Below are 19,863 nucleotides of genomic sequence, written 5' to 3' on the forward strand. Positions count from 1 at the left end.
TGATTCACCGTCGTTGTCGAGACGATAGGAGAAGAACTTGCCTTGGACTGATACCGCTCGCCGTCAGCATATGCGCAAGGGGGGGCGCTATCCAAGCGATTTACGGGATGCGGAATGGGCGTTGATCGAGCCGCTGTTTCCGGCAGCCCGCAGCGGCGGGCGTCGTCGCACGACCTGCCTTCGGGCGGTGATGGATGCGATCATGTATATTGCGTCGAGCGGTTGCGCCTGGCGGATGCTGCCCAAATGCTTTCCGGCGACGTCGACAGTGCGCGGCTATTTCTACAGCTGGCGGGATAGTGGGCTGCTGACGACAATCAACCACTTGCTGGTAATGGCAGCACGCGAACAGGCCGGCCGCGAGGCCTCACCCAGTGCTGGCGTTATCGACAGCCAATCGGTCAAAACAACGGAAAGCGGCGGAATTTGCGGCTATGACGCCGGCAAGAAGGTGAAGGGCCGCAAACGCCATATCATCACCGATACCTGCGGCTTTCTGGTGTTTATCCTGGTCCATGCCGCCGACATTCAGGACCGCGACGGCGCTGTCGATGTCCTCAAAGCCATCCGTTTCCGTTTCCCGTTCCTGCGCCATGTGTTTGCCGATGGTGGCTATGCCGGTGACAAACTCAAGGCCGCGCTTGAAGGCCATGGCAGCTGGACCCTCGAAATCATCAAGCGCTCCGATACCGCCAAGGGCTTTGTGCTTTTGCCCCGCCGTTGGGTTGTCGAGCGGACCTTCGCGTGGCTGGGCCGCTGCCGACGTCTCGCCAAAGACTGGGAGCGATCCATCGAAAGCGCCACGGCATGGGCAACCATCGCCAGCATCCGAATGCTCACACGCAGAATCGCAAGGCTCTCAACTCATTGATGTACTTTTGAATCGGGCTCTTAAACGGGGTCAAGCGCTTCACGCTGCCCGGCATTCGTTCGATACCAAGCTGAAGGAAGCCGAAGTCTTTCCGGAACATCGTGAAGACGCACTGGTCACGCCGGCAGCCATGGAGAAGGGCGGCGTTATTCCCAAAGCCGCGCGGCTAGCGAAGCTCAAAGAACTGGTCGATATGATACCACTTGTGACTTCGCATTTGGCACCTTGTGCCGTTATTCGGCTGCTGCCTGTTGATCAGCGTAGGTCACGGCCCGCGCGCGCTAAGCCAGTTTAAGTAGCAGTGGGGAATTCCGCATGCCTACCTTGTGTGCGACTCTGCGCGCGCTGGCCTAACCTGGGCATGTAATCGGAAGAAGCTGCTTGCGGCCATGAGCGAGGCCGAGCTCGAGCGCCGAGTCAAAGCGGTGTCGAGCTACTCGATCGGGGTCGGAGAGTCGCAGGACAATTTGCGGCAGGGGAGGGGCTGCCGGCAATCATGCATGCGTACCGCTGGCGCGATGCCAAAACGGTGATGCGCTACGAGGCGAAGCTCGCGACGAAAGCGGTGCGAGCGCGCGACTGGCGAAGCGATTTGCGGCCGACTAAGCAGCGCCATCGCGCGACACAGTCCTCCTGTGACATCGCCCAGCACTTTTATATATGGCCTATATAGATATCAAAGAGGCAGGCATGGCATCTTCGGCAGCAACGACGAGCCCGACGCGGACGTCGGGTTTCCTGAACAACGTCGATCGCGACGAAAAAAGCCGGTGGAAGCAAGCTGCCGATGCGGCCGGTCTCACCATGGCGGAGTATGTCCGCCGCGCCGTGCGTCAGGCCGACGAGGCGCCAACCGCCGATGAGATTGCAGCGGTCCGCCAGTTGGTGGTCCAGGTGAACGCCGCGGCCGACCGCATCGGAGCAAGGCTCGACCGAACGATCGCTCGAGTCGACGATCTTCTCGATCCCGCGCGCGAACAGGCCCGCCGCGACGAGATCACGGCTCGTCTCGAGGCAGCTGGCACCTACCTCGATCTCGATGCGCTCGCAGATACGGTTCTATGACCTGGATGGGTGATCTCCTCGACGCGGTCGGCAAGGTGATCAAGCTCGACGATCGCGTCACCCGGCTCGACGCGTCGGTCAAGAGTTTGACCGGTAAGGTATCGGACACACGCGATCGGGTGATCCGGCTCGAAGGTTTGATCGAAGGCGCATTGCGCACCCGGACGACCTCTGCGGAGCGGCAACGACTGCCCAAACCTGGCCGCTGATCGATCATTGCCTCCTTCCAGTCAGCGAACTGTCCAAGCGCGCGGCAGTGTCGTTCGTTCAGTTGACGGTACGGTCTTGTGAAGTCTAGCAATGTTCGGAACACACGCCTGCAAGCCGTAGACTGATTGATGGAGATGAGCATGCCTCTAAAGGATTATCTCAGCGTTATCGACAATGCCCTCAAGCATTTGTTCGACCGCAAGGCGATTGATCCGACAAAGGCACGCCGATCACTCCTCCGCGGTATCGATCGCACACTGGCGCAGTTCAAGACCGGCTCGACTGGAACGCCGACTGCTGGTACCGCGTAAGAAATGGCGTCGTCGCACTGACGGTGAAAGTCGCCGGCGACACGCTCGACATCAATGGCGAGGCGACCAACCACCTGCCGGCCGAGCGCTTCTAGGAGTTCCTCGGGAGCATGCGCGCTGACGTGAAGGCAGGTGGGTTTGACAAGAAGCTGGCCAACAAGGACCACGGCGACGCCGAGGTGCAAATCCCCAAGCGCACACATTTCGAAACGGTCGACAGACTTTTGTTCTGATTATGCTACTCCTACAAAGTCCCGCGAGGATGGCTTGGCGGCCGCCTTCGGGGCGGCAAGCACGAAACGCCACCCTCGAGAATTTCGTAGATCCGTCACGCCTAGGATTTTAATATCTGCTGAGTGCCTTGATCAGCACCTCCGGCTGGCCTGCTCGCTCAGCGCGACACCATCTGGTCGCGGATGGCGTATTGATTCATAGCGAGCAGCTACGTCCTACGTAATTGTGATAACAACGTCTCAATGGCATCTGGCAATCTTTCTAGAGCTAAATTGCTGATCGACACGGCACCGGCGATGGCACTCGTTTTAGCGGAACACGCGGTCAAAGCTGACCCCGCGGCGAACGAGCCTCGCTTCGTTCTTGGCGCTGCGCTGCGTCGGACAGGGAATTTGAATGGAGCGCTGGCGCTTCTTTTTCCACTCGCCGCCAAGCTGGTGGGCTTGTGGGGAGTACATTACGAACTTGGGATGACACTTGCGGGATCCGGTCGCGTCGAGGAGGCCCTCGTGTCACTGAAGCACGCCGCGATGTTAAATCCGGCATCGCTTCTCGTCCTGCACGCGCTCGGCGACATTTCTATTCTAGTGGACTGCGCGCAAGAAGGGGACGATTTCCAAGCACGCGCAGTCATTGGATTCGTTGCCGATCCACGCCTCATATCAGCTGTCGCGTCGTGGTTCGATCGCAGCGACCCCACACCGCTTGCGTCATTCGGCCTGCACCTTACCGACATTGCTGCCGTCCGGCTCGTTGCAGATATCGGGCTGCGATCGGGCGCGGACGAACTCGTCGCGGCGATGCTAGCGAAGGCGTTGCATGTCACGCCCGGCTATCTGCCCGCGCGGTTTTGCCTTGCGTTCGCGCTTTATAGGACTGCAAAGAGCAACGACGCGCTTGCTGAAGTCAACGCGGTGCTTCTCGCTGTACCGGGTATCGCCGAGATTCGTGCTCTACGTGCGGCAATCCTCATGCAGCAAGGCAACGTTGCAGCCGCGGTCAAAGCCTATGCGGCGAGTCTCGGGACCGATGCTGATGTGTGGCATGGTTACGGCCACGCGCTACGCGCGCTTGGTCGGCAGGATGAGGCAGTGTTGGCGTATCGTCGAGCTCTGACGCTGCGACCAGGATACGCAGAGGTCTACTGGAGCCTCGCCAATCTGAAGACTTGGAGGTTCACCGCCGACGACCGCGCGACTATGGCTGCCCTTCTGACCGAATTGGACGCTGCTGACTTGGTCTTTCTCCACTTCGCGCTGGGCAAGGCCAACGACGATGTGCGCGAAATCGCAATAAGCTTTGCCCATTACACCGCGGGCAACGCCGCACGGCGCAAGACTGAGCGCTACGACCGCGTTGCGCACGAGGACTTCATCGCACGCACGATTGCGACTTTTAACGCTGATTTTTTCGCCGAACACACCGGCAGCGGCGCCCCCGCGCGCGATCCGATCTTCGTCGTCGGCATGCCGCGATCGGGATCGACCCTGGTCGAGCAGATCCTTGCCAGCCATCCCGATGTCGACGGTTTGTCCGAGCTGCCCCACCTGCCCGAAGTCGCCCGCAGCCTGGGAAGACCCTATCCCGATGCGCTGATCGGCCTTGCCCCTCGCGATTTCGCGAAGGCGGGCCGCGATTATCTCGAACGCGTCCGCCCGCGCCGCGCGGGAAGCCCGAGCTTCGTCGACAAGTTGCCCGGAAACGTGCTGCACGTCGGGTTAATTCACCTCGCGCTGCCGAATGCGAGGATCGTCGATATCCGGCGTGATGCCGTCGCGACTTGCTTCTCGCTGTTTAAGCAACTGTTCGCACGTGGGCAGGCCTATGCTTACGACCTCGCCGATCTTGGGCATTATTATCGGCACTATGTCGCGCTGATTGACCATTTTGCCGCTGTCCTGCCGGGCCGCATCCTGACACTGCCATACGAAGCGCTTGTCGACGATACCGAGGCCGCGATCCGGCAACTGCTTGCACATATCGGCCTGCCGTTCGACGCTGCGTGCTTGCACTTTTATGCGAATGACCGGGCCGTGCGCACGGCGAGTTCGGAACAGGTGCGTCAGCCGATCTTTCGCTCGGGGCTCGACGACTGGCGGCGCAGCGAAGACCGGCTTGGGCCGTTGATCGAAGCGCTCGGACCGCTTGCCCGCTAGCGGCGACCGATGCCTATATTGGATAGCCTCATTAGATTATTTTGCTTCCCGGCTCGCCCGATTGGGGGGACGTTCACACTCGGGAAGACGGCGGCTGCGACGGTCGTCGGATATTTGCATCGACCTTCGCCTAGATCACAAATGTGACAGGTTGCTGGCGGCGCGAAGTTCAGGGGGTATCTATGATTAGCCATCGCCGGTCGACAAGGATCTTGAGCCAGTCGCTGCGACTGGCGCTGCTGCTCGCCTCGTCTGGGCTCGCCGCCACGGTCGCCGCCGCCGCAGCTGTGCCAGCACCCGCTGAAACACCGGGAAATCCCGAGCTTGCCGACATCGTGGTTACGGCGACCCGATCGGGCGCTGAATCGCTCCAGAAGGTAGCGATCCCGATATCGGTGGTGAATGTCGACCAGATCACCAAGTCGAACCAGGGTAACCTAGTCGACCTCGCGAAATTTTCGCCGTCGCTGGCGATTACAGAGGGTGCGCCGGGGTTCAATAAGTTTAACATGCGCGGTCTGTCGACTGGCGGCTACCGCACGTCGGACACATCGGATCGCTCACTCGTCGCGGTGTATCTCGATGACACGCCGATTTCGGTCCAGGGCCAGACCCCAGACCTCAAGGTGTACGACCTCGAGCGCGTTGAGATTCTGCGCGGGCCGCAAGGAACGCTGTTTGGCGCCGGGTCGATGGCCGGGACGATCCGCTTCGTCACTGCCAAGCCGGACCTCAACAAATTCTTCGGCTCGGTCGAGGCCGACGGCGCCGGGACCGAGCACGGCAATGGTAGCTATAACGCGCGCGGCATGGTCAATCTGCCCGTCGTCGCCGGACAGCTCGCGATCCGCGGCAACTTCTACATCGGCAAGGACGGCGGCTTCATCGACAATATCGGCGCGTACAACCGCAAGGACGCGAACAGCAACCGCACCACCCAGGCGCGTGTCGCCGCCCGCTGGACCCCCACCGACAAGCTGACCGTCGACGGCAGCTTCACCTACGAACAGAGCCGCGCACACGGCCTCAACACCGCATTCAGCGGACTGCCGGCGTACACCACCTCGACCAACAGCCCCGAGGGGACGAGCGACAAGTTCCGCCTGTACCAACTCGGCGCCGACTACGACCTCGGCTTCGCCGACTTCATCGCCACCGCCGCCTATACCGACCGCGACATCGGCTTCAACGCGAGCGTCGAGCCGCAGATCGGCTATTTCTTCCAGGATTATGGCTCGAAGCTGCCGATCGGCACCGGCACCTATCCGGTGTTCACCGCGCCGACGACGTACAACCAGGCGATCACCAACGCGCTCCCCGCAGAAAAATACACGATCAACAACAAGATCAAGGACTTCATGATCGAAGGCCGCTTGGCGTCGAAGAACGACGGGCCGGTCAAATGGACCGCGGGCGTGTTCTACGAGACGCAGAAGCGCCATCTGATCCAGGACATCCCGACCCCTGGCTTCGACACGCTGAGCTATGAGAACTACTTCTACGGCCCGTTCGCGACGCCGACCGGCAGGTACGATTCGAAGCTCGTCGACGGCGCGTTCAGCTCGAACGACATCTTCTCAGGGCTGCAGGACGTCGACGAGCACCAGGTCGCGGTCTATGCCGACGGCACGTGGCACGTCACCCCGAAGCTCGATCTGACCGCCGGGCTGCGATATTTCAACTTCGAGGAGAAATATTTCCTCTTCGAAGGCGGCGTCTACGGCGTCATCAACCATGTCCCGCTGACGCAGAACGCGACGCTCAAGTCGAACGGGGTCAACCCGCGCGCGAACATTTCGTACAAGCCGAACGACGACCTGCTGATCTATGCCGAGGCGGCGAAGGGCTTCCGCTACGGCGGCGCGAACCAGCCGGTCCCGGTCGGCACCACCGGGGTCGCCGGCCAGTGCGCCGCGAACCTCGCGTCGTACGGCTACACAGCCGCCCCGCTCACCTTCGGGCCCGACAAGTTGTGGAACTACACCATCGGTGAAAAGGCCAAGCTCGCCGACGGCCGCGTCACGCTCAACGCCAGCGCCTATTACATCGACTGGCAGGACGTGCAGACCCGCCTGCTGCTCAACTGCTCGTACTTCTTCACCGCGAACAAGGGCAAGATCACCAGCAAGGGCCTCGAGCTCGAATCGATGGTCAAGGTCAGCCCGGAATTCACGCTGAGCCTCGGCGGATCGATCAACGATTCGCGCGCCAACGGCGACATCCCGACCGTCGGCGCGTTCAACGGCGACCACACGCCGTATTTCCCCAAGCTCGTGTTCAACTTCGGCGCGTTCTACGACGTGCCCGTCGGGAATGGCGAGTTGCACCTCCAGGGCAATTACCAGTTCCAGTCGAACCAGAACACGACGTTCAACCGCTTCTCAACGACGATCGTCAACGGCGTCCTGACGAAGAATGGCGCAAGCTCGACCTTTGCGACGATCCCAGAATCGAGCAACGTCAGCCTGTCGGTGGCGTACGACATCGGCAACTTCGAGTTCGGCATCTTCGGCAACAACCTGACCAACGGCGTCAAGATCACCAACATCGCGCGCGCGACCTACTATCAGATCTACCAGGCCGGCAGCAGCGTCACCTATGCCCGCCCGCGCACGATCGGCGGTCGGGTCAAGGTCAAGTTCTAACGGCCGACGAGCCTTGTTTGAGCCGTTATCCCCGCGAAAGCGGGGATAATGGTCAACGGGGTAAGTGCCACGCTCCAGCCTGCCGCGCGACCAAGCGGACGAGATCGTTCTGGACGAGGGTCACGTCCAGCACGTGCATCCCCCAATTCGGATAGGCGACATCGCCGACGGTGTCCGGACCCATCACATAGTCGCCGAGTCCCGCCGCGATCCCCGGCTCGATATGGACCGCGAGATACGAAAAGTCGCCGCGCGCGACGCATTCACCCGACACCAGCCCCGGAATGCGGGCGAAGCGCGTCGGCATCGCGGCTCCGGCGGCCGACCAGCCGGTCGCGGGCGCGCGGTACTGGACGACGCCCTTGACCCACCACGGAAAGCCGAACACCCCGTCGAGCAGCGCCGTGCCGCCTTCGAGCCGCGCCAGATTGGTGCACCCCGCCTCCATTGCCGGGTCGGGCGATCGCCCGAACAACCCATTCGCTGGTGGCGGAGCGTGGTCGCGATAACTCGCCCATGTCACGACGCACCCGGTCTGCGTCGTCGACCGGCACAGCGGCACCGCCGTGAAATCGCCGCCGACGTTCTTGCCCTAGGGCACGAGCACCGCGACGCCGGGCAGGATCGCCGACACCATCTGCGTCGCGACCGGCTTGCCGTCGATCTCCTCGGCAATCAGCCGCTTGAGCATCATCGACCCCTGGCTGTGCCCGAGCAGCACGAACGGCCGCCCATGGTTGTCGCGCGCGAGATAATCGTGCCACGCCGCGCGGACATCGCCGAACGCGAGGTCGAGACCGGCGGCCATCGTCGCGGCGCCGCTCGTCGCTCCGGGTGGCGGGGCCACCATCACGGCGCGCAACGCGGTCAGCGTCACTTGGCGGTAGACCGGCGCGAAGGTCCGGCAGACGCTGGCGAAGGCGGAGAACTGCGACGCGGCCTGCCCCCGTTCCTCCTTGCCCGGAACCATGTCGCTGTTGATTCCCGGATCGAGCGACGCGGTCGGGTAGACGTAGAAGCAGTCGGCCTTCGGCGCGGGGTCGCGCGCGACTGTCTCTGCGCGCATCGTCCCGTCGCGGGCGACGACCGTCCGAGTGGCGTCAGGGGCGCAGGCGTCGGCGCGTCCCGGGCGGCACAGCCAGTTCGCGTCGTCGCGATAATCGACCGGGATTGCCGCAGTCTGAGCCGCCGCCGCGAGCACGACCAGTCCCAGCATTGCTTATCCGTCGACCAAACCTGCGCTCACGCCGTCGCCACCGCCGCCGCGAGCATCCGCGCGTCGTCGCGCTCGAAGGTGCGGACGCTCGTCCAGTAATGATACGCCGCCCAGAAGCCGGTCAGCGACAGCGCCAGCAGCGCATAACGCAGCGATTCGGCATTGCTCCCGAGCCGCACCGCGAGCCCGTCGCTGATCATGCCGACCGCGAGCGGCGCGACGATCAAATTGGCGACGTTGGCGCACAACAGGCTGATCGCCATCCCCTGCGCGCGCATCTTCGGCGGCAGGAAGTTGAGCAGCAACGCCATCTGCGGCCCGACGTAGAGGTAGATCGCGGGGACGACGAGCCACAGCATCGCGGTCGCTACGGTAAGCGAATGCGTCCAGTAGATGACGAACGACGGCACCGTCGACGCGAGGACGATGCCCCCGAGGAAATACGCGATCCGGCGCGGCGGGCGCATCGCCGGCAGCGCGAGAACCGCGCAGGTGCCGAGCGTCGCGCCGACCCCCGCCCACAGATAGATCATGCCGAGCCGCGCCCCGGCGTCGGCGGTCGACAGGCCGTAAGCGCGCTGGAGGAAGGTCTGCGTCCAGTACATCAGCCCCCAGCCCCACAGGCAGATGATCGTGCCCGCCGCATTGATGTGCCACACCGCGCGGCTGCGCCACATGAACAGAAGCGTGTCGCGCAGCGGCGCCTGCGGTTCGCTCGACGGCTCGACGCTCTCGAAGCGCCCGCGCTGCGGCTCGCGGACGGTGAGGAAGATCAGGACGCCGAAGATCACGCCGGGGATGCCGAGCGCGATGAACGCCGCGCGCCAGCTGTGATAATGGTCGACGATCTGTCCGGCGACGGTCGAGCCGAGCCACGCGCCGAGCGGCAGCCCGAGCGCGTAGATCGTCAGCGCGAAGGCGCGGCGCTCGCGCGGGAAATAGTCGGCGATGATCGAGGTCGACGGCGGGGTGCCGCCCGCCTCGCCGACGCCGACGCCGATGCGCGCGACGAGGAACTGCCAGAAATTCTGGGTCAGCCCGAGAAGCGCGGTCATCGCCGACCACATGACCATCGCTGCGGCGACGATGTTGCGCCGGTTCGAGCGGTCGGCGAGGCGCGAGATCGGGATGCCGACGGTGATGTAGAACAGCGCGAGGCTCACGCCGGTCAGCCAGCCGACGCCGGTGTCGCTGAGGTGGAACTCGATGCGGATCGGCTCGAGGACGGTCGAGACGACGTAGCGGTCGGCGATGTTGAGCGCATAGACCAGACCGCAGACGACGACGACGTACCAGCGCGCGCGCTCGAGCGCGGCGGGAGCGGCGACGGCACTCGCGGGTTCGAGCGTGGGCGATGCCAGCGCAGCGTCAGCGATGCTTGCGGTCATGCCAGTCCCCTCGAAATCGCTGCGGACCATAAGTTGACCAGCCCCCCGGCATAGCTTGCGGCGAAGTACACCTCCGCGCAATCGGCGGCGACGGGCGCGATCCACACCGGGACGTGGCGGATCACCGTCGCGGCGCAGTCGCCGGGGCCGAAGCGCGGATCCTCGGCGTCGAACACCCCGCCGACCATCAGCAGCGCGCGCCAGCCCGGCCCGGTCAACGTCGCGCGGACCAGTCCGCCGCCGAGCGCGACGAGACTGCCGTCGTCGCGCAACGCGTCCGCGAGCGCGCTCGTGTCGCCCGCATCGATCAGCCACCAGCGCCGCGGCTCGACCCTGACCGCGCGCGCGCCGCCGAAATCGGGGGCGGCATCGCTCCACAGGTCGACCGCGACGACATCGCCAGCGGGCGCGAAGGTGAGCGCGACATCAGCCACGGTAGCGCGCTCCCTCGGGGTCGTAGAAGACCGGATCGGTCACCGTCACCCGCGCTTCGAGCCCGCGCGTCGGCGACGTCGCGAGCAGCGTGTCGCCGTTCCGCGCCCGCCCGCCACGCAGCAGCGCCAGCGCGACGCCGCCCTCGCCGAGCACGCGCAGCCCGCCCGCGGTGACGTGGCCCTCGACCGGCGCGCCGCCTGCCGCGACGAGCATCGCGCCCTCGGGGATCGGCTGCGGCGAGGTCAGCCCGACGAGCTGGAGCCGGTCGGAGGCGGCGAGCGCGGGACGGTCGAGCGCCGATGCGCCGACGAAGCCGCCGCCCTTCTGCAGCATCCGTTCGAGCCGCAAATCGTGCGGCGTCGTCCGCCCGTCGACCTCGCCGCCGCCGACGATGTGCCCCTTCTCGATGCGGAGGAATTCGAGGGCCTCGATCCCGTACGGCATCGCGCCCGCCGCGATCAGCGCATCCCATACCGGGACAGCGGCGTCACCCACGGGATAGAGTTCGAACGCGCGCTCGCCGCTATAGCTCGCAGCGAGGATCAGCACCGGCACGCCCGCAACCATTGCGTCGGCGACCCCCATGTGCGCGGGCGCGGCGGCCCCGGTCAGGCGTTCGAGGATCGCCGCCGCGTCCGGTCCGGCGAGGGCGATCCCGGCGAACGCCTCCTGCACCGCGACGACCGACACGCGCAGATTCGAGGCGACGACATGCCGGGCATAACCGAGGTGCGCCTCCATCCGGTCGGCTCCACCGGTCGAACTCGTCAGCAGGTAGCGCGTCTCGCCGAGCCGCCAGACGGTGCCGTCGTCCATCACCATGCCGTCTTCGCGCAGCATGACGGTGTAGCGTCCGCGCCCCACCGCGAGCTTTGCCACCCTGGTCGCGCAGACGATTTCGAGCAATGCCGCCGCGTCGGGACCGCTGACGATGAACTTCGCCAGCGTCGAGACGTCGATGATCCCGGCGGCGGTGCGAACCGCGCGCGCCTCGCGCAGCGCCGCCGCGTGGAGGCTTTCACCCCCCTGCGAATACGCGCGCGGGCGATGCCACAGGCCGAGCGGCTGCCAGATCGGCGCGAGCGCGTCGTGGCAATCGCCGAGCGCCAGCCGCCGCGACGGCGCCGCATGCCCGCCGCCGTCGGGCCCCGCCAGCGCGCCGAGCGTCAGCGGCGTGTACGGCGGGCGGAAGGTCGTCAGCCCCGCCGCCGGGATGCTCACCCCAGCCGCGCCCGCCAGCCGCCCGAGCGCCGCCATGTTGCTCGTCTTGCCTTGGTCGGTGCCCATGCCGAGTGTCGTGTAGCGCTTGAGATGCTCGACCGAGCGATATCCCTCGGCATAGGCGAGATCGACGTCGGCGGCGGTGACGTCGTTCTGGAAGTCGATGAAGCTCGATTTGGGGTGCGCGAGCGCGACGGTATCGGGGGAGATCGCCTCAACCTCGCCCGCCGCGCTGCCGACGGTGACGATGTCCTGCAGCGTCGCGCCCGGGACATACGCCTGGATGTCGGCGCGCCAGTCGAGCTTGCCCCCGCCCTGGCTGTGGAGGTGGACGACGGGGGTGAACCCGCCCGAGACGGCGAGGCAGTCGGCGGCGTAAGTGAACCGCTCGGTCCAGATATCCGCTTCGACTGCGGTCAACCCGGTGGCGCGGGCTTGCGTAGATACGGGGACAGCATTGGTGAAGACCGGGAAGCGCGTCTTCGCTACGGTTGCAACGGCGCTCAACTCCGCCCGCGAATCGAGGATCGCGACGACCTCGCCGCCCGCTGCCGCGACCGCATCGGCGGTGCGGTAAGCGTCGTCGTTGTTCGTCGCGATGACCACGCGCTTCCCCGGCAGCACGCCGAACCGCGCGATGTACGTCCGCACCGCCCGCGCGAGCATCACCCCGGGGCGGTCATTGCCGGCGAAGGTCAGCGGCCGCTCGATCGCGCCGGTGGCGAGGACGATCCGCTTCGCCCGCACCTGCCACAGGCGTTGTGCAAGCGCGCCCGGCTGGCCCGGCTCAGCGACGCGCTCGCTCAGCGTGACGAAGCCGTGGTCCCAGAGCCCCGACGCCGTCGTCCGCGTCAGGATGCGCCCCCCGGCGGCGGCGATCGCGGCGCGAGCGACTTCGATCGAAGCGACGTCGCCGCCGTCGCTCAGCAGCGTGCCGCCGAGATCGGCGTCCTGTTCGACGAGCAGCACCCGGTCGCCCGCCGCCGCTGCCGCTTTCGCTGCTGCCAGCCCGGTGGGTCCGCTTCCGACGACGAGGGCGTCGCAGAACGCGGCGCGGTGTTCGTAAGGATCGGGGTCGGCAGCGACCGGCGCAGGGCCGAGCCCGGCGGCGCGACGGATGAAGTGCTCGTAGCGCATCCACCGCTTCGGCGGCCCGAAGAAGGTCTTGTAGTAGAAACCCGCCGCGAAAACCGGCGCGGCGAGGCCAAGGACCGCGCCCGCATCGACCTTCAGGCTCGGCCAGCGGTTCTGGCTGCGTGCGACGAGGCCGTCGTAGACGAAGACATCGGTGCTGCGCGTGTTCGGCTCGGTGCGCCCGCCGGTGCCGATCGTGACGAGCGCGTTCGGCTCCTCGACCCCGGCGGTCATCACCCCGCGCGGCCGGTGGTATTTGAAGCTCCGCGCGACCAGCCCGACGCCGTTGGCCAGCAGCGCCGCCGCGAGCGTATCGCCCGGCCGCGCGCGCATCGCCACGCCGTCGAAGGTGAATGCGATCGTCGCCCTCGCGCCGCCGGGGATCCGCGCCGGGCCGCTCACGGCGCGTATCCGATTACGGACTCGATCGCGTGGGTAACCGTATGCCGCCGCACGACGAGCCACGCCCGGCAGCCGAAACGGTGGTGCCACAGCTCGTCCGACCAGCCGCGCGGGTTGGCGCGGGTGTAGAGCGCGCGCATCGCCTCGGCCGGCGGCATCGCCAGCGGGACGATCGCGTCGAGGGTGCGGTCGTAGGCGAACTCGCTCTGCGCCCGCGGTCCGCAATGAGGGCAATCGATCGACAGCATCAGCGGAGCTGCGGCATCGGGCCGACTCCGGCCTCGTCGACCGTCGCGCCCCGCGCGAAGCGGTCGAGGCCGAACGGTGCGGCGAGCGGGTGCGGCGCCCCCGTCGCGAGCAACTGGGCATAGGCGAAGCCCGATCCCGGCGTCGCCTTGAAGCCGCCGTAGCACCAGCCGCCGTTGAGATAGAGGCCGTCGACCGGCAGCGTCGAGATGATCGGCGAGCCGTCGAAGCTCATGTCGGTCGTCCCCGACCAGCACCGCACCATCCGCAGCCGCGACAGCGCCGGGACGAGTGCGATCGCCTCCGCTGCGGCTTTCTCGAGCCGGTTCGGCAGGCCGCGCTGGGCATAACTCGGAAACTGGTCGGGGTCGCCGCCGAGAACGATCCCGCCCTTGTCCGACTGGCTGATGTAGCAATGGAGCGACTGCGACATGATCACCGTGTCGATCATCGGCTTGACCGGCTCGGTGACGAACGCCTGGAGGGTCTGCGCCTCGATCGGCAGCTTGATTCCGGCGAGCGCCGCGACCGGACCGCTGTTGCCCGCGACGCAGATGCCGACGCGCCCGGCACCGATGGCCCCGCGCGTCGTCTCGACCCCGGCGACGCGCCCGCCCGCGATCGTCAGGCCGGTGACCTCGCAGTTCTGGATGACGTCGACCCCGAGCGCGTCGGCGGCGCGGGCATAACCCCATGCAACCGCGTCGTGGCGCGCGGTGCCGCCGCGCCGCTGGATCATCCCGCCGTAAATCGGGAAACGCGCCGCGGGCGACATGTCGAGCAATGGCACGAGCTTTTGGACCTGCGCGCGGGTCAGCAGTTCGGCGTCGATCCCTGCGCAGCGGAGCGCGTCGCCGCGCTGGGCGAGGCTCGTCATGTCGCTGTCGGAATGGCCGAGGAACATCGCCCCGCGGGGTGAGAACATGACGTTGAAATTGAGCTCGTCGCTCATCCCCTCCCACAGCCCGAGCGCGAAATCGAAGAAGTTGTGGAGCGCGGGCTGGCGGTAGTTCGAGCGGACGATCGTCGTGTTGCGCCCGGTGTTGCCGCCGCCGATCCAGCCCTTTTCGAGCACGGCGACGTTGCGGATGCCATGGACCTTGGCGAGGTAGTACGCGGTGGACAGGCCGTGGCCGCCGCCGCCGATGACGATGACGTCGTACGACGCCTTCGGCTCGGGGTCGCGCCACGCGCGGTCCCAGTGCTTCTGCCCGGTGAGCGCGCCGCGGAGCAGGGCCAAGGCCGAATAGCGGCTCATGCCGCCCAGCCACGCTTTTCGCGCCAGTCAGGCTCGAGGTCCGTAAACCGCGCCAGCCCGAGCTTGGCGATGTCGGCGAACGAGCATTGCCCGTCGATGACGAGGTCACGAATCGCATGGCCGCTCGCGGGCGACAGGCCGAAGCCGACCCCCGACATCGTCGCGACGGTGACGTTGCCGATGCGGTCGAGGATCGGGCGGCCGTCGGGGGTGTTCTCGACGATCCCCGCCCACGACCGGATGACGTTGAGATGCGCCGCCCGCGGGAACATCTCGGCGACGCGGCGCGCGAGGCTGCGGATCAGCGGCGACGCCGGGCGCGCTTCGGGGCCGCTGGCGGTCGTCGCGATCCACTCGTGCGGGCCCCCGCCGAAGGCGAGGTTGCCGCGCAGCGTCTGGCGTCCGTACAGCCCATTGCCGTCGACCCCGCCAATCGGCATCAGCGGCGCTGGCTCGGTGACGATCATCTCGGCGCGTGCGGCGGTGACGGGAAAATCGATGCCGATCGGCGCGAGCAACGCCGCTGCCTGCGGCCCGGCGGCGACGACGACCGCATCGCAGGCGATGGTCCCACGCACGGTTTCTAACCCTGTCACGCGCCCGCCTGCGGTCGCGAACCCGGTCGCGGCACAATTCTGAACGATCCGCCCGCCGAGGTCCTGGAGGGCCCACGCATAGGCCTGGACCGTCCGCTGCGGGTTGGCATGGCCGCCGAAGCGGAGGTGGATGCCGCCGAGGCACGTCGCGTCGGTCAGCGGCACCATCGCCTGTGCCTGCGCGGAGTCGAGATCGTCGACGCGGTAGCCCATCGCGCTGCACATCCGCCCGACCGCGCGATAATGGTCGAGCAAGGCCGCGTCGCGCTGGATGATGATCCGCTCGCGCTGGTATTCGGTGGGATAGCCGAGCAGTTCGTCCATCTGCGGCCACAGCCGCTGCTCCTCGGCGAACAACGGGCTCTGGTAATGCGAGGCGCCGCCGCCGTTGCGCCCAGATGCCTCCCAGCCGACGATGCCCTTGTCGATGACGACGACGTCGATCCCCGATCGCGCCAGCCACCACGCCGCGCTGAGCCCGGTGACGCCCGCGCCGACGACGACGACGGTGGCGCTGGCGGGGAGGGCGCCGCCGTCAGACATGCATGTTGCCGCCGACCGCCTCGTCGTCGGTGCCGATCTTCGCATACGGCGTCCATTGCGTCGGGATGCCGAACCAGACGTCCCAGCCCGCCGCCATCGCGTCGGTTTCACTCCAGTCGGCGAGCAGTTTCAGCGGGATCGGGCGGACCGGCGCGCGATAGGTGGCGGGCGCAACCGGCGTGCCGCTCGCCTCGCCGAGCAGGCACGCGACCTGTGTCCGGCAGCGGCGCCCCTGGCATGCGCCCATCCCGGCGCGGGTCAGCCGCTTGATCTGGTCGGGGTCGACCGGGCCGTCGCCGCCGAGCGTCACGAGGCTCCGCGCCGCGAGCGCCGCCGGGCGATCGAGGTAGCGCGGCGGCTGGACTCCGAGCAGATCGGCGCGGCTGACCTCCTCGCACTGGCAGACGATCGTTTCGGGCGGGGCGATCGCGCCGATCGCGCGCGACCATGCGGCGATCGCGGGGCGGTCGGGGCCGGGACCGGCGCAGTCGCCGACGAGGCGGATCGCGGCGTCGGCGGGGCCGCTCGCGTCGAGCAGCTCGGTCGCGGGTTCGGTGCCGATCGCGAGGCAGATCGTGTCGCAGTCGACGACGATCTCGACGCCGTCGCGGAGCACGACTGCGCGCTCGACGCCGTCGATGCCGCCCTCGGCGCGGGCGATGACGGTGCCGGTATGGAGCGCGATCCCGGCCGCGATCACCTGGGCCAGCAGGTCCGCAGGGGCGCGAACGGTGTCGCCGACCTCGACGATGCCCGCGACCTCGATGAAGTGCTTGCGCGCGAGCAACGCGGTCTCGAGCGCAAGCCGGTCCGAGCCGAGGATCAGCACGCGCCGGGTCGCCAGCGCCGCGTACCGCGTCAGCAACGCGTGGAACGCCTGCGCGCCCATCACCCCGGGCCGGTCCCAGCCGGGGAAGCCGAGGACGATGTCGCGCGCGCCGGTCGCAAGGACCAGTTTGCCGTAACCGACCATCCACGCGCGGTCCCCGTCGGCGAGGCCAAGCATTGCGCCCGGCAGCGTCCGCATCGCCGCGCCGTTGCGGTACAACCCCCACGCGCAGGTGCCGAGCAGCACCTCGACCCCGGCATCGAAGGCGGTTTCGAGCAGCGGGTTGGCGGCGAAGATCGCCTCGACCATCCGCGCCGGGTTCGCCGCCGCAGCGGTCATCCGCCCGCCGTAGAACAGCGGGACGTCGGTCCCCATCATCCCTGGTGGCACTGGATTCTCGTCGACTAGCAGCACCGATTGCCCGTCGCGTGCTGCCTCGATCGCGGCTGCCGTGCCCGCGCTGCCCGCGCCGACGACGACGACATCGTAGCGCGCTTCCGGTGGCGCAATCTTGCCGGTAAGATCGAACGCGTCGACCGTCATGCCGCGTCGAGCGCCTGCGCGATGTCGCCGATCAGGTCGTCGACATGCTCGATCCCGACCGACAGGCGCAGCGTCGAGCCGTCGATCCCGACGCTGTCGCGCGACGCCTGCGGCACCGAATAATGCGTCGTCGTCGCCGGGTGGGTGATCAACGTCTCCGACCCGCCGAGGCTGACCGCGAAGCGCAGCAGGCGCAGCTTGTCGAGAAAGCGGAACGCCGCCGCCTCGCCGCCATGCACCCGGAAGGCGAAGGTCGACCCCGCCGCGGTGCACTGGCGGTCGTACACCGCGCGCTGCGTCGATCCGGGCGCGGTGAAGCCGAGGTAGGTCACGCTCGATACCTTGGGATGGTCGCGGAGATATTCGGCGATCGCCCAGGCGTTGGTCATCGCGCGTTCGCTGCGCAGCCCGACCGTCTCCATCGACCGCAGCAGCAGCCACGAGGTGAACGGATCGAGCTGGCTGCCGAGCGTCGTCCGCAGCAGGAGCAGCGGTGCGATCAACGCCTTCGACCCCGTCACCCCGCCCGCGAGCAGGTCGCTGTGCCCGCCGCAATATTTGGTCAGCGAGGTCATGCACAGGTCGACGCCGAGCGCGATCGGGCGCTGGAAGATCGGGCCGAGCAGCGTGTTGTCGATCACCACCAGCGGGCGCGGGGTGAGCTCGGCGGCGATCCGGACGACGAGCGCGATGTCGACAAGCGCCGCGGTCGGGTTCGCCGGGGTCTCGATGACGATCAGCTTGAGCGGCCCGGCGGCGCGCGCGTCGTCGACCGCGGCGCGGATATTGGCCTCGTCGCAGCCGTCGGTGAAGGCGAACGGCTGCACCCCCATCTGCGGCATCAGCAAATGGTACAGTCCGTCGGTGCCGCCGTAGACCGGACGGCTGTGGACGATGCTGTCGCCGGGGCGGAGGTAGGTGAGGGCGATCGCGGTGTGCGTCGCCATGCCGGTGTTGAACACCGCCGCAGCTTCGGCCCCGTCCAACGCCGCGAGCCGCGCCTCGACCATGTCGAGCCCGGGATGGCCGAGCCGCGAATAGATGTGCCCGGGGCCGCCAACTGCGGGGCCGGTGCCCTCGAAATAGGCCTCGTGAATGTCCTTCGCCGCCTGCGCTGAGGCGTAGGCGAAGGTCGACGTCATGTAGATCGGCGGCTTGGCGCTGTTCGACGCCGTCGCGGGGTCGTAGCCGGCATGGACCGCGAGCGTCTCGGGACGGTAGTTGCGCCCGTCGCTCATGCCGTCGCCGCCAGATACCGCCGCGCCGTCGCGCAATACCAGTCGACGAAGCGGATCGTCAGCGACTCGGCCTCGGTCGAATACGGCCCGGGCCGGTAGCCCGGCGAGCGCACCCCCGCCTCATTATTCTCGGCGAGCTCCTTGTCCTGCAGGTTGGTCCGCGTCCACAGGTCCGCGAGCGCGGCCACCTCGTAATCGACCCCCTCGACCGCGTCTTCGTGGACAAGCCACTTTGACACTACGTGTGTTTCCGATGGCCCAACCGGCATCGCGCTGAAGGCGAAGGTATAGTCGCCGGTTGAATGGCAGAAGCTGTTCGGCTCGACCGCCCAGCGCAACGAGCCAATGTCGCCCGCCCCCGCCTCGCACATCAGTTTGCGGACGCTGAGTTGGCCGTCAATCGTCATCGATTTCTGCTCAGGGTTAAGGGGAAAGCGGATGGCTTGCCACCAATCCTCCTCTGCAGGGCCGACCGGCAGGTCGAGGCTGACCATCCGCGCTTCGAACACCGCCGTCATGTCACCTTCGAGGTCGAAATGCGCCGAAGCCCCAACAGGGAAAGTCCGCGACAGTTCGGGATGGCCGGTCGGGCAATGATAGCATTCCCGCGCATTCTCCATAACCAGCTTCCAGTTGGCATATTCGATCAGCGTTGATTGGAAAGCGACCTTTGCGCGATTTAAGCCGTGAGGCTTGAGCAATGGCGTGAGGTCGCGCCGCAGAATATCGAACGGCAGTGGATCGTCGGCGAGGCAGATGAAGATTGCACCAGCTACTGTCTCTAGCCTGATCGACGCGAGCGGATATAGCGACTTGTCAAAATCTTCGCCCATCCGCCCGGCGGCAATCAGAGCGCCGTCGAGTCCGTAGGTCCAGCGGTGATAAGGACATGTCAGCCGCGCGACCTTGCCGTTTCCCGGTTTGCACAGCAGCGACCCGCGGTGGCGGCAGCTGTTGTGAAACGCGCGCAATTCGCCGTCGCGACCGCGGACAATCAGGATCGGCGATTGCCCGATGGTCAGCGCGGCGTAATCGCCGCGCCCACGTACCTCGGCTTCAAAGCCAGCGAACAGCCACGACCGTGCGAATATTGCGTCGAGGTCGAACGCGTAGGCTTCGTCGCCTATGTACAGCGCCTGCGGCAGCGAATGGCCGGGGACCCGCGCGTCGAGCGCCCGCGTTATCGCACTTATCTCCAAGGTCGATCTCCTCGCACGCCGCAGAACTGGCACAAATCTGGCACGCGCCTAAATCGCATTTGCGCATGGCGACATGCCGAAATCGGGAGTCGTGGTCTGCGTCGCTGTTGTGTTGAGCCACAA

Annotated in this window: 18 protein-coding genes and 1 pseudogene; 8 read left to right on the forward strand and 11 right to left on the reverse strand. The window is 66.7% G+C overall.

The annotated features are described in order from the left end of the window. The first annotated feature begins 37 nt into the window (after positions 1–37). The 8 genes and pseudogenes from KTC28_RS10710 (at position 38) to KTC28_RS10735 (ending at position 7,492) form a co-directional block, all read left to right on the forward strand. Positions 38–871: an IS5 family transposase gene (locus KTC28_RS10710; RefSeq protein ID WP_216711713.1), complete on the forward strand. Its 834-nt coding sequence runs from the start codon at positions 38–40 to the stop codon at positions 869–871. Positions 872–1,242: 371 nt separating this feature from the next. Continuing rightward, positions 1,243–1,477, forward strand: a pseudogene (locus KTC28_RS22780) (integrase); the annotation flags it as partial. 84 nt (positions 1,478–1,561) lie between these two features. Beyond that, positions 1,562–1,936: a hypothetical protein gene (locus KTC28_RS10715; protein WP_223132237.1), complete on the forward strand. Its 375-nt coding sequence runs from the start codon at positions 1,562–1,564 to the stop codon at positions 1,934–1,936. Next, positions 1,933–2,145 carry a hypothetical protein gene (locus KTC28_RS10720; RefSeq protein WP_223132238.1) on the forward strand — a complete coding sequence of 71 codons (213 nt, stop codon included), beginning with the start codon at positions 1,933–1,935 and terminating at the stop codon, positions 2,143–2,145. The genes KTC28_RS10715 and KTC28_RS10720 overlap by 4 nt, the downstream gene beginning before the upstream one ends. A gap of 141 nt (positions 2,146–2,286) precedes the next feature. After that, complete coding sequence (locus KTC28_RS10725; RefSeq protein ID WP_216711331.1) at positions 2,287–2,457, forward strand: hypothetical protein; 171 nt, start codon at positions 2,287–2,289, stop codon at positions 2,455–2,457. Positions 2,458–2,567: 110 nt separating this feature from the next. Next, positions 2,568–2,690: a hypothetical protein gene (locus tag KTC28_RS22785; protein ID WP_255601924.1), complete on the forward strand. Its 123-nt coding sequence runs from the start codon at positions 2,568–2,570 to the stop codon at positions 2,688–2,690. Positions 2,691–2,963: 273 nt separating this feature from the next. Then, positions 2,964–4,847, forward strand: coding sequence for a tetratricopeptide repeat-containing sulfotransferase family protein (locus tag KTC28_RS10730; protein WP_216711332.1), 1,884 nt, complete (start codon positions 2,964–2,966; stop codon positions 4,845–4,847). A gap of 182 nt (positions 4,848–5,029) precedes the next feature. Beyond that, positions 5,030–7,492 carry a TonB-dependent receptor gene (locus KTC28_RS10735; protein ID WP_216711333.1) on the forward strand — a complete coding sequence of 821 codons (2,463 nt, stop codon included), beginning with the start codon at positions 5,030–5,032 and terminating at the stop codon, positions 7,490–7,492. Positions 7,493–7,544: 52 nt separating this feature from the next. Here the strand turns inward: KTC28_RS10735 and KTC28_RS22790 are convergent, their stop codons facing one another. From KTC28_RS22790 to KTC28_RS10785, 11 genes are read right to left on the reverse strand one after another with little or no spacing between them, the layout of a single operon-like run. Beyond that, a complete protein-coding gene (locus tag KTC28_RS22790) occupies positions 7,545–8,054 on the reverse strand; it encodes a hypothetical protein (protein WP_255601925.1) in 510 nt (169 codons plus the stop codon). Positions 8,055–8,084: 30 nt separating this feature from the next. After that, positions 8,085–8,708: a DUF3089 domain-containing protein gene (locus tag KTC28_RS22795; protein WP_255601926.1), complete on the reverse strand. Its 624-nt coding sequence runs from the start codon at positions 8,706–8,708 to the stop codon at positions 8,085–8,087. 26 nt (positions 8,709–8,734) lie between these two features. Then, positions 8,735–10,096 (reverse strand): spinster family MFS transporter, encoded by a 1,362-nt coding sequence (locus KTC28_RS10745; RefSeq protein ID WP_216711334.1) that lies wholly within the window; start codon positions 10,094–10,096, stop codon positions 8,735–8,737. Further along, positions 10,093–10,530, reverse strand: a complete 438-nt coding sequence (locus KTC28_RS10750; RefSeq protein WP_216711335.1) for an aminomethyltransferase family protein — start codon at positions 10,528–10,530, stop codon at positions 10,093–10,095. The genes KTC28_RS10745 and KTC28_RS10750 overlap by 4 nt, the downstream gene beginning before the upstream one ends. After that, positions 10,523–13,288, reverse strand: coding sequence for a 2Fe-2S iron-sulfur cluster-binding protein (locus KTC28_RS10755; protein WP_216711336.1), 2,766 nt, complete (start codon positions 13,286–13,288; stop codon positions 10,523–10,525). The genes KTC28_RS10750 and KTC28_RS10755 overlap by 8 nt, the downstream gene beginning before the upstream one ends. Next, on the reverse strand, positions 13,285–13,536 hold the full coding sequence (locus KTC28_RS10760) for a sarcosine oxidase subunit delta (protein WP_216711337.1): 252 nt from the start codon (positions 13,534–13,536) through the stop codon (positions 13,285–13,287). Before KTC28_RS10760 ends, KTC28_RS10755 begins: the two co-directional genes overlap by 4 nt. Continuing rightward, positions 13,536–14,792, reverse strand: coding sequence for a sarcosine oxidase subunit beta family protein (locus KTC28_RS10765; protein ID WP_216711338.1), 1,257 nt, complete (start codon positions 14,790–14,792; stop codon positions 13,536–13,538). Before KTC28_RS10765 ends, KTC28_RS10760 begins: the two co-directional genes overlap by 1 nt. Further along, positions 14,789–15,931 carry an NAD(P)/FAD-dependent oxidoreductase gene (locus tag KTC28_RS10770; RefSeq protein ID WP_216711339.1) on the reverse strand — a complete coding sequence of 381 codons (1,143 nt, stop codon included), beginning with the start codon at positions 15,929–15,931 and terminating at the stop codon, positions 14,789–14,791. Before KTC28_RS10770 ends, KTC28_RS10765 begins: the two co-directional genes overlap by 4 nt. Then, positions 15,924–17,303, reverse strand: a complete 1,380-nt coding sequence (locus KTC28_RS10775; protein ID WP_216711340.1) for an FAD-dependent oxidoreductase — start codon at positions 17,301–17,303, stop codon at positions 15,924–15,926. Before KTC28_RS10775 ends, KTC28_RS10770 begins: the two co-directional genes overlap by 8 nt. Further along, positions 17,300–18,541 carry a cystathionine gamma-synthase family protein gene (locus tag KTC28_RS10780; protein WP_216711341.1) on the reverse strand — a complete coding sequence of 414 codons (1,242 nt, stop codon included), beginning with the start codon at positions 18,539–18,541 and terminating at the stop codon, positions 17,300–17,302. The genes KTC28_RS10775 and KTC28_RS10780 overlap by 4 nt, the downstream gene beginning before the upstream one ends. Continuing rightward, the gene (locus KTC28_RS10785; RefSeq protein WP_255601927.1) at positions 18,538–19,740 is read right to left on the reverse strand and encodes an aromatic ring-hydroxylating oxygenase subunit alpha; all 1,203 of its coding nucleotides are present in this window, start codon (positions 19,738–19,740) and stop codon (positions 18,538–18,540) included. Before KTC28_RS10785 ends, KTC28_RS10780 begins: the two co-directional genes overlap by 4 nt. Between the last annotated feature and the right edge of the window lie 123 nt (positions 19,741–19,863).

Source organism: Polymorphobacter megasporae (assembly GCF_018982885.2).
Classification (GTDB): domain Bacteria; phylum Pseudomonadota; class Alphaproteobacteria; order Sphingomonadales; family Sphingomonadaceae; genus Polymorphobacter_B; species Polymorphobacter_B megasporae.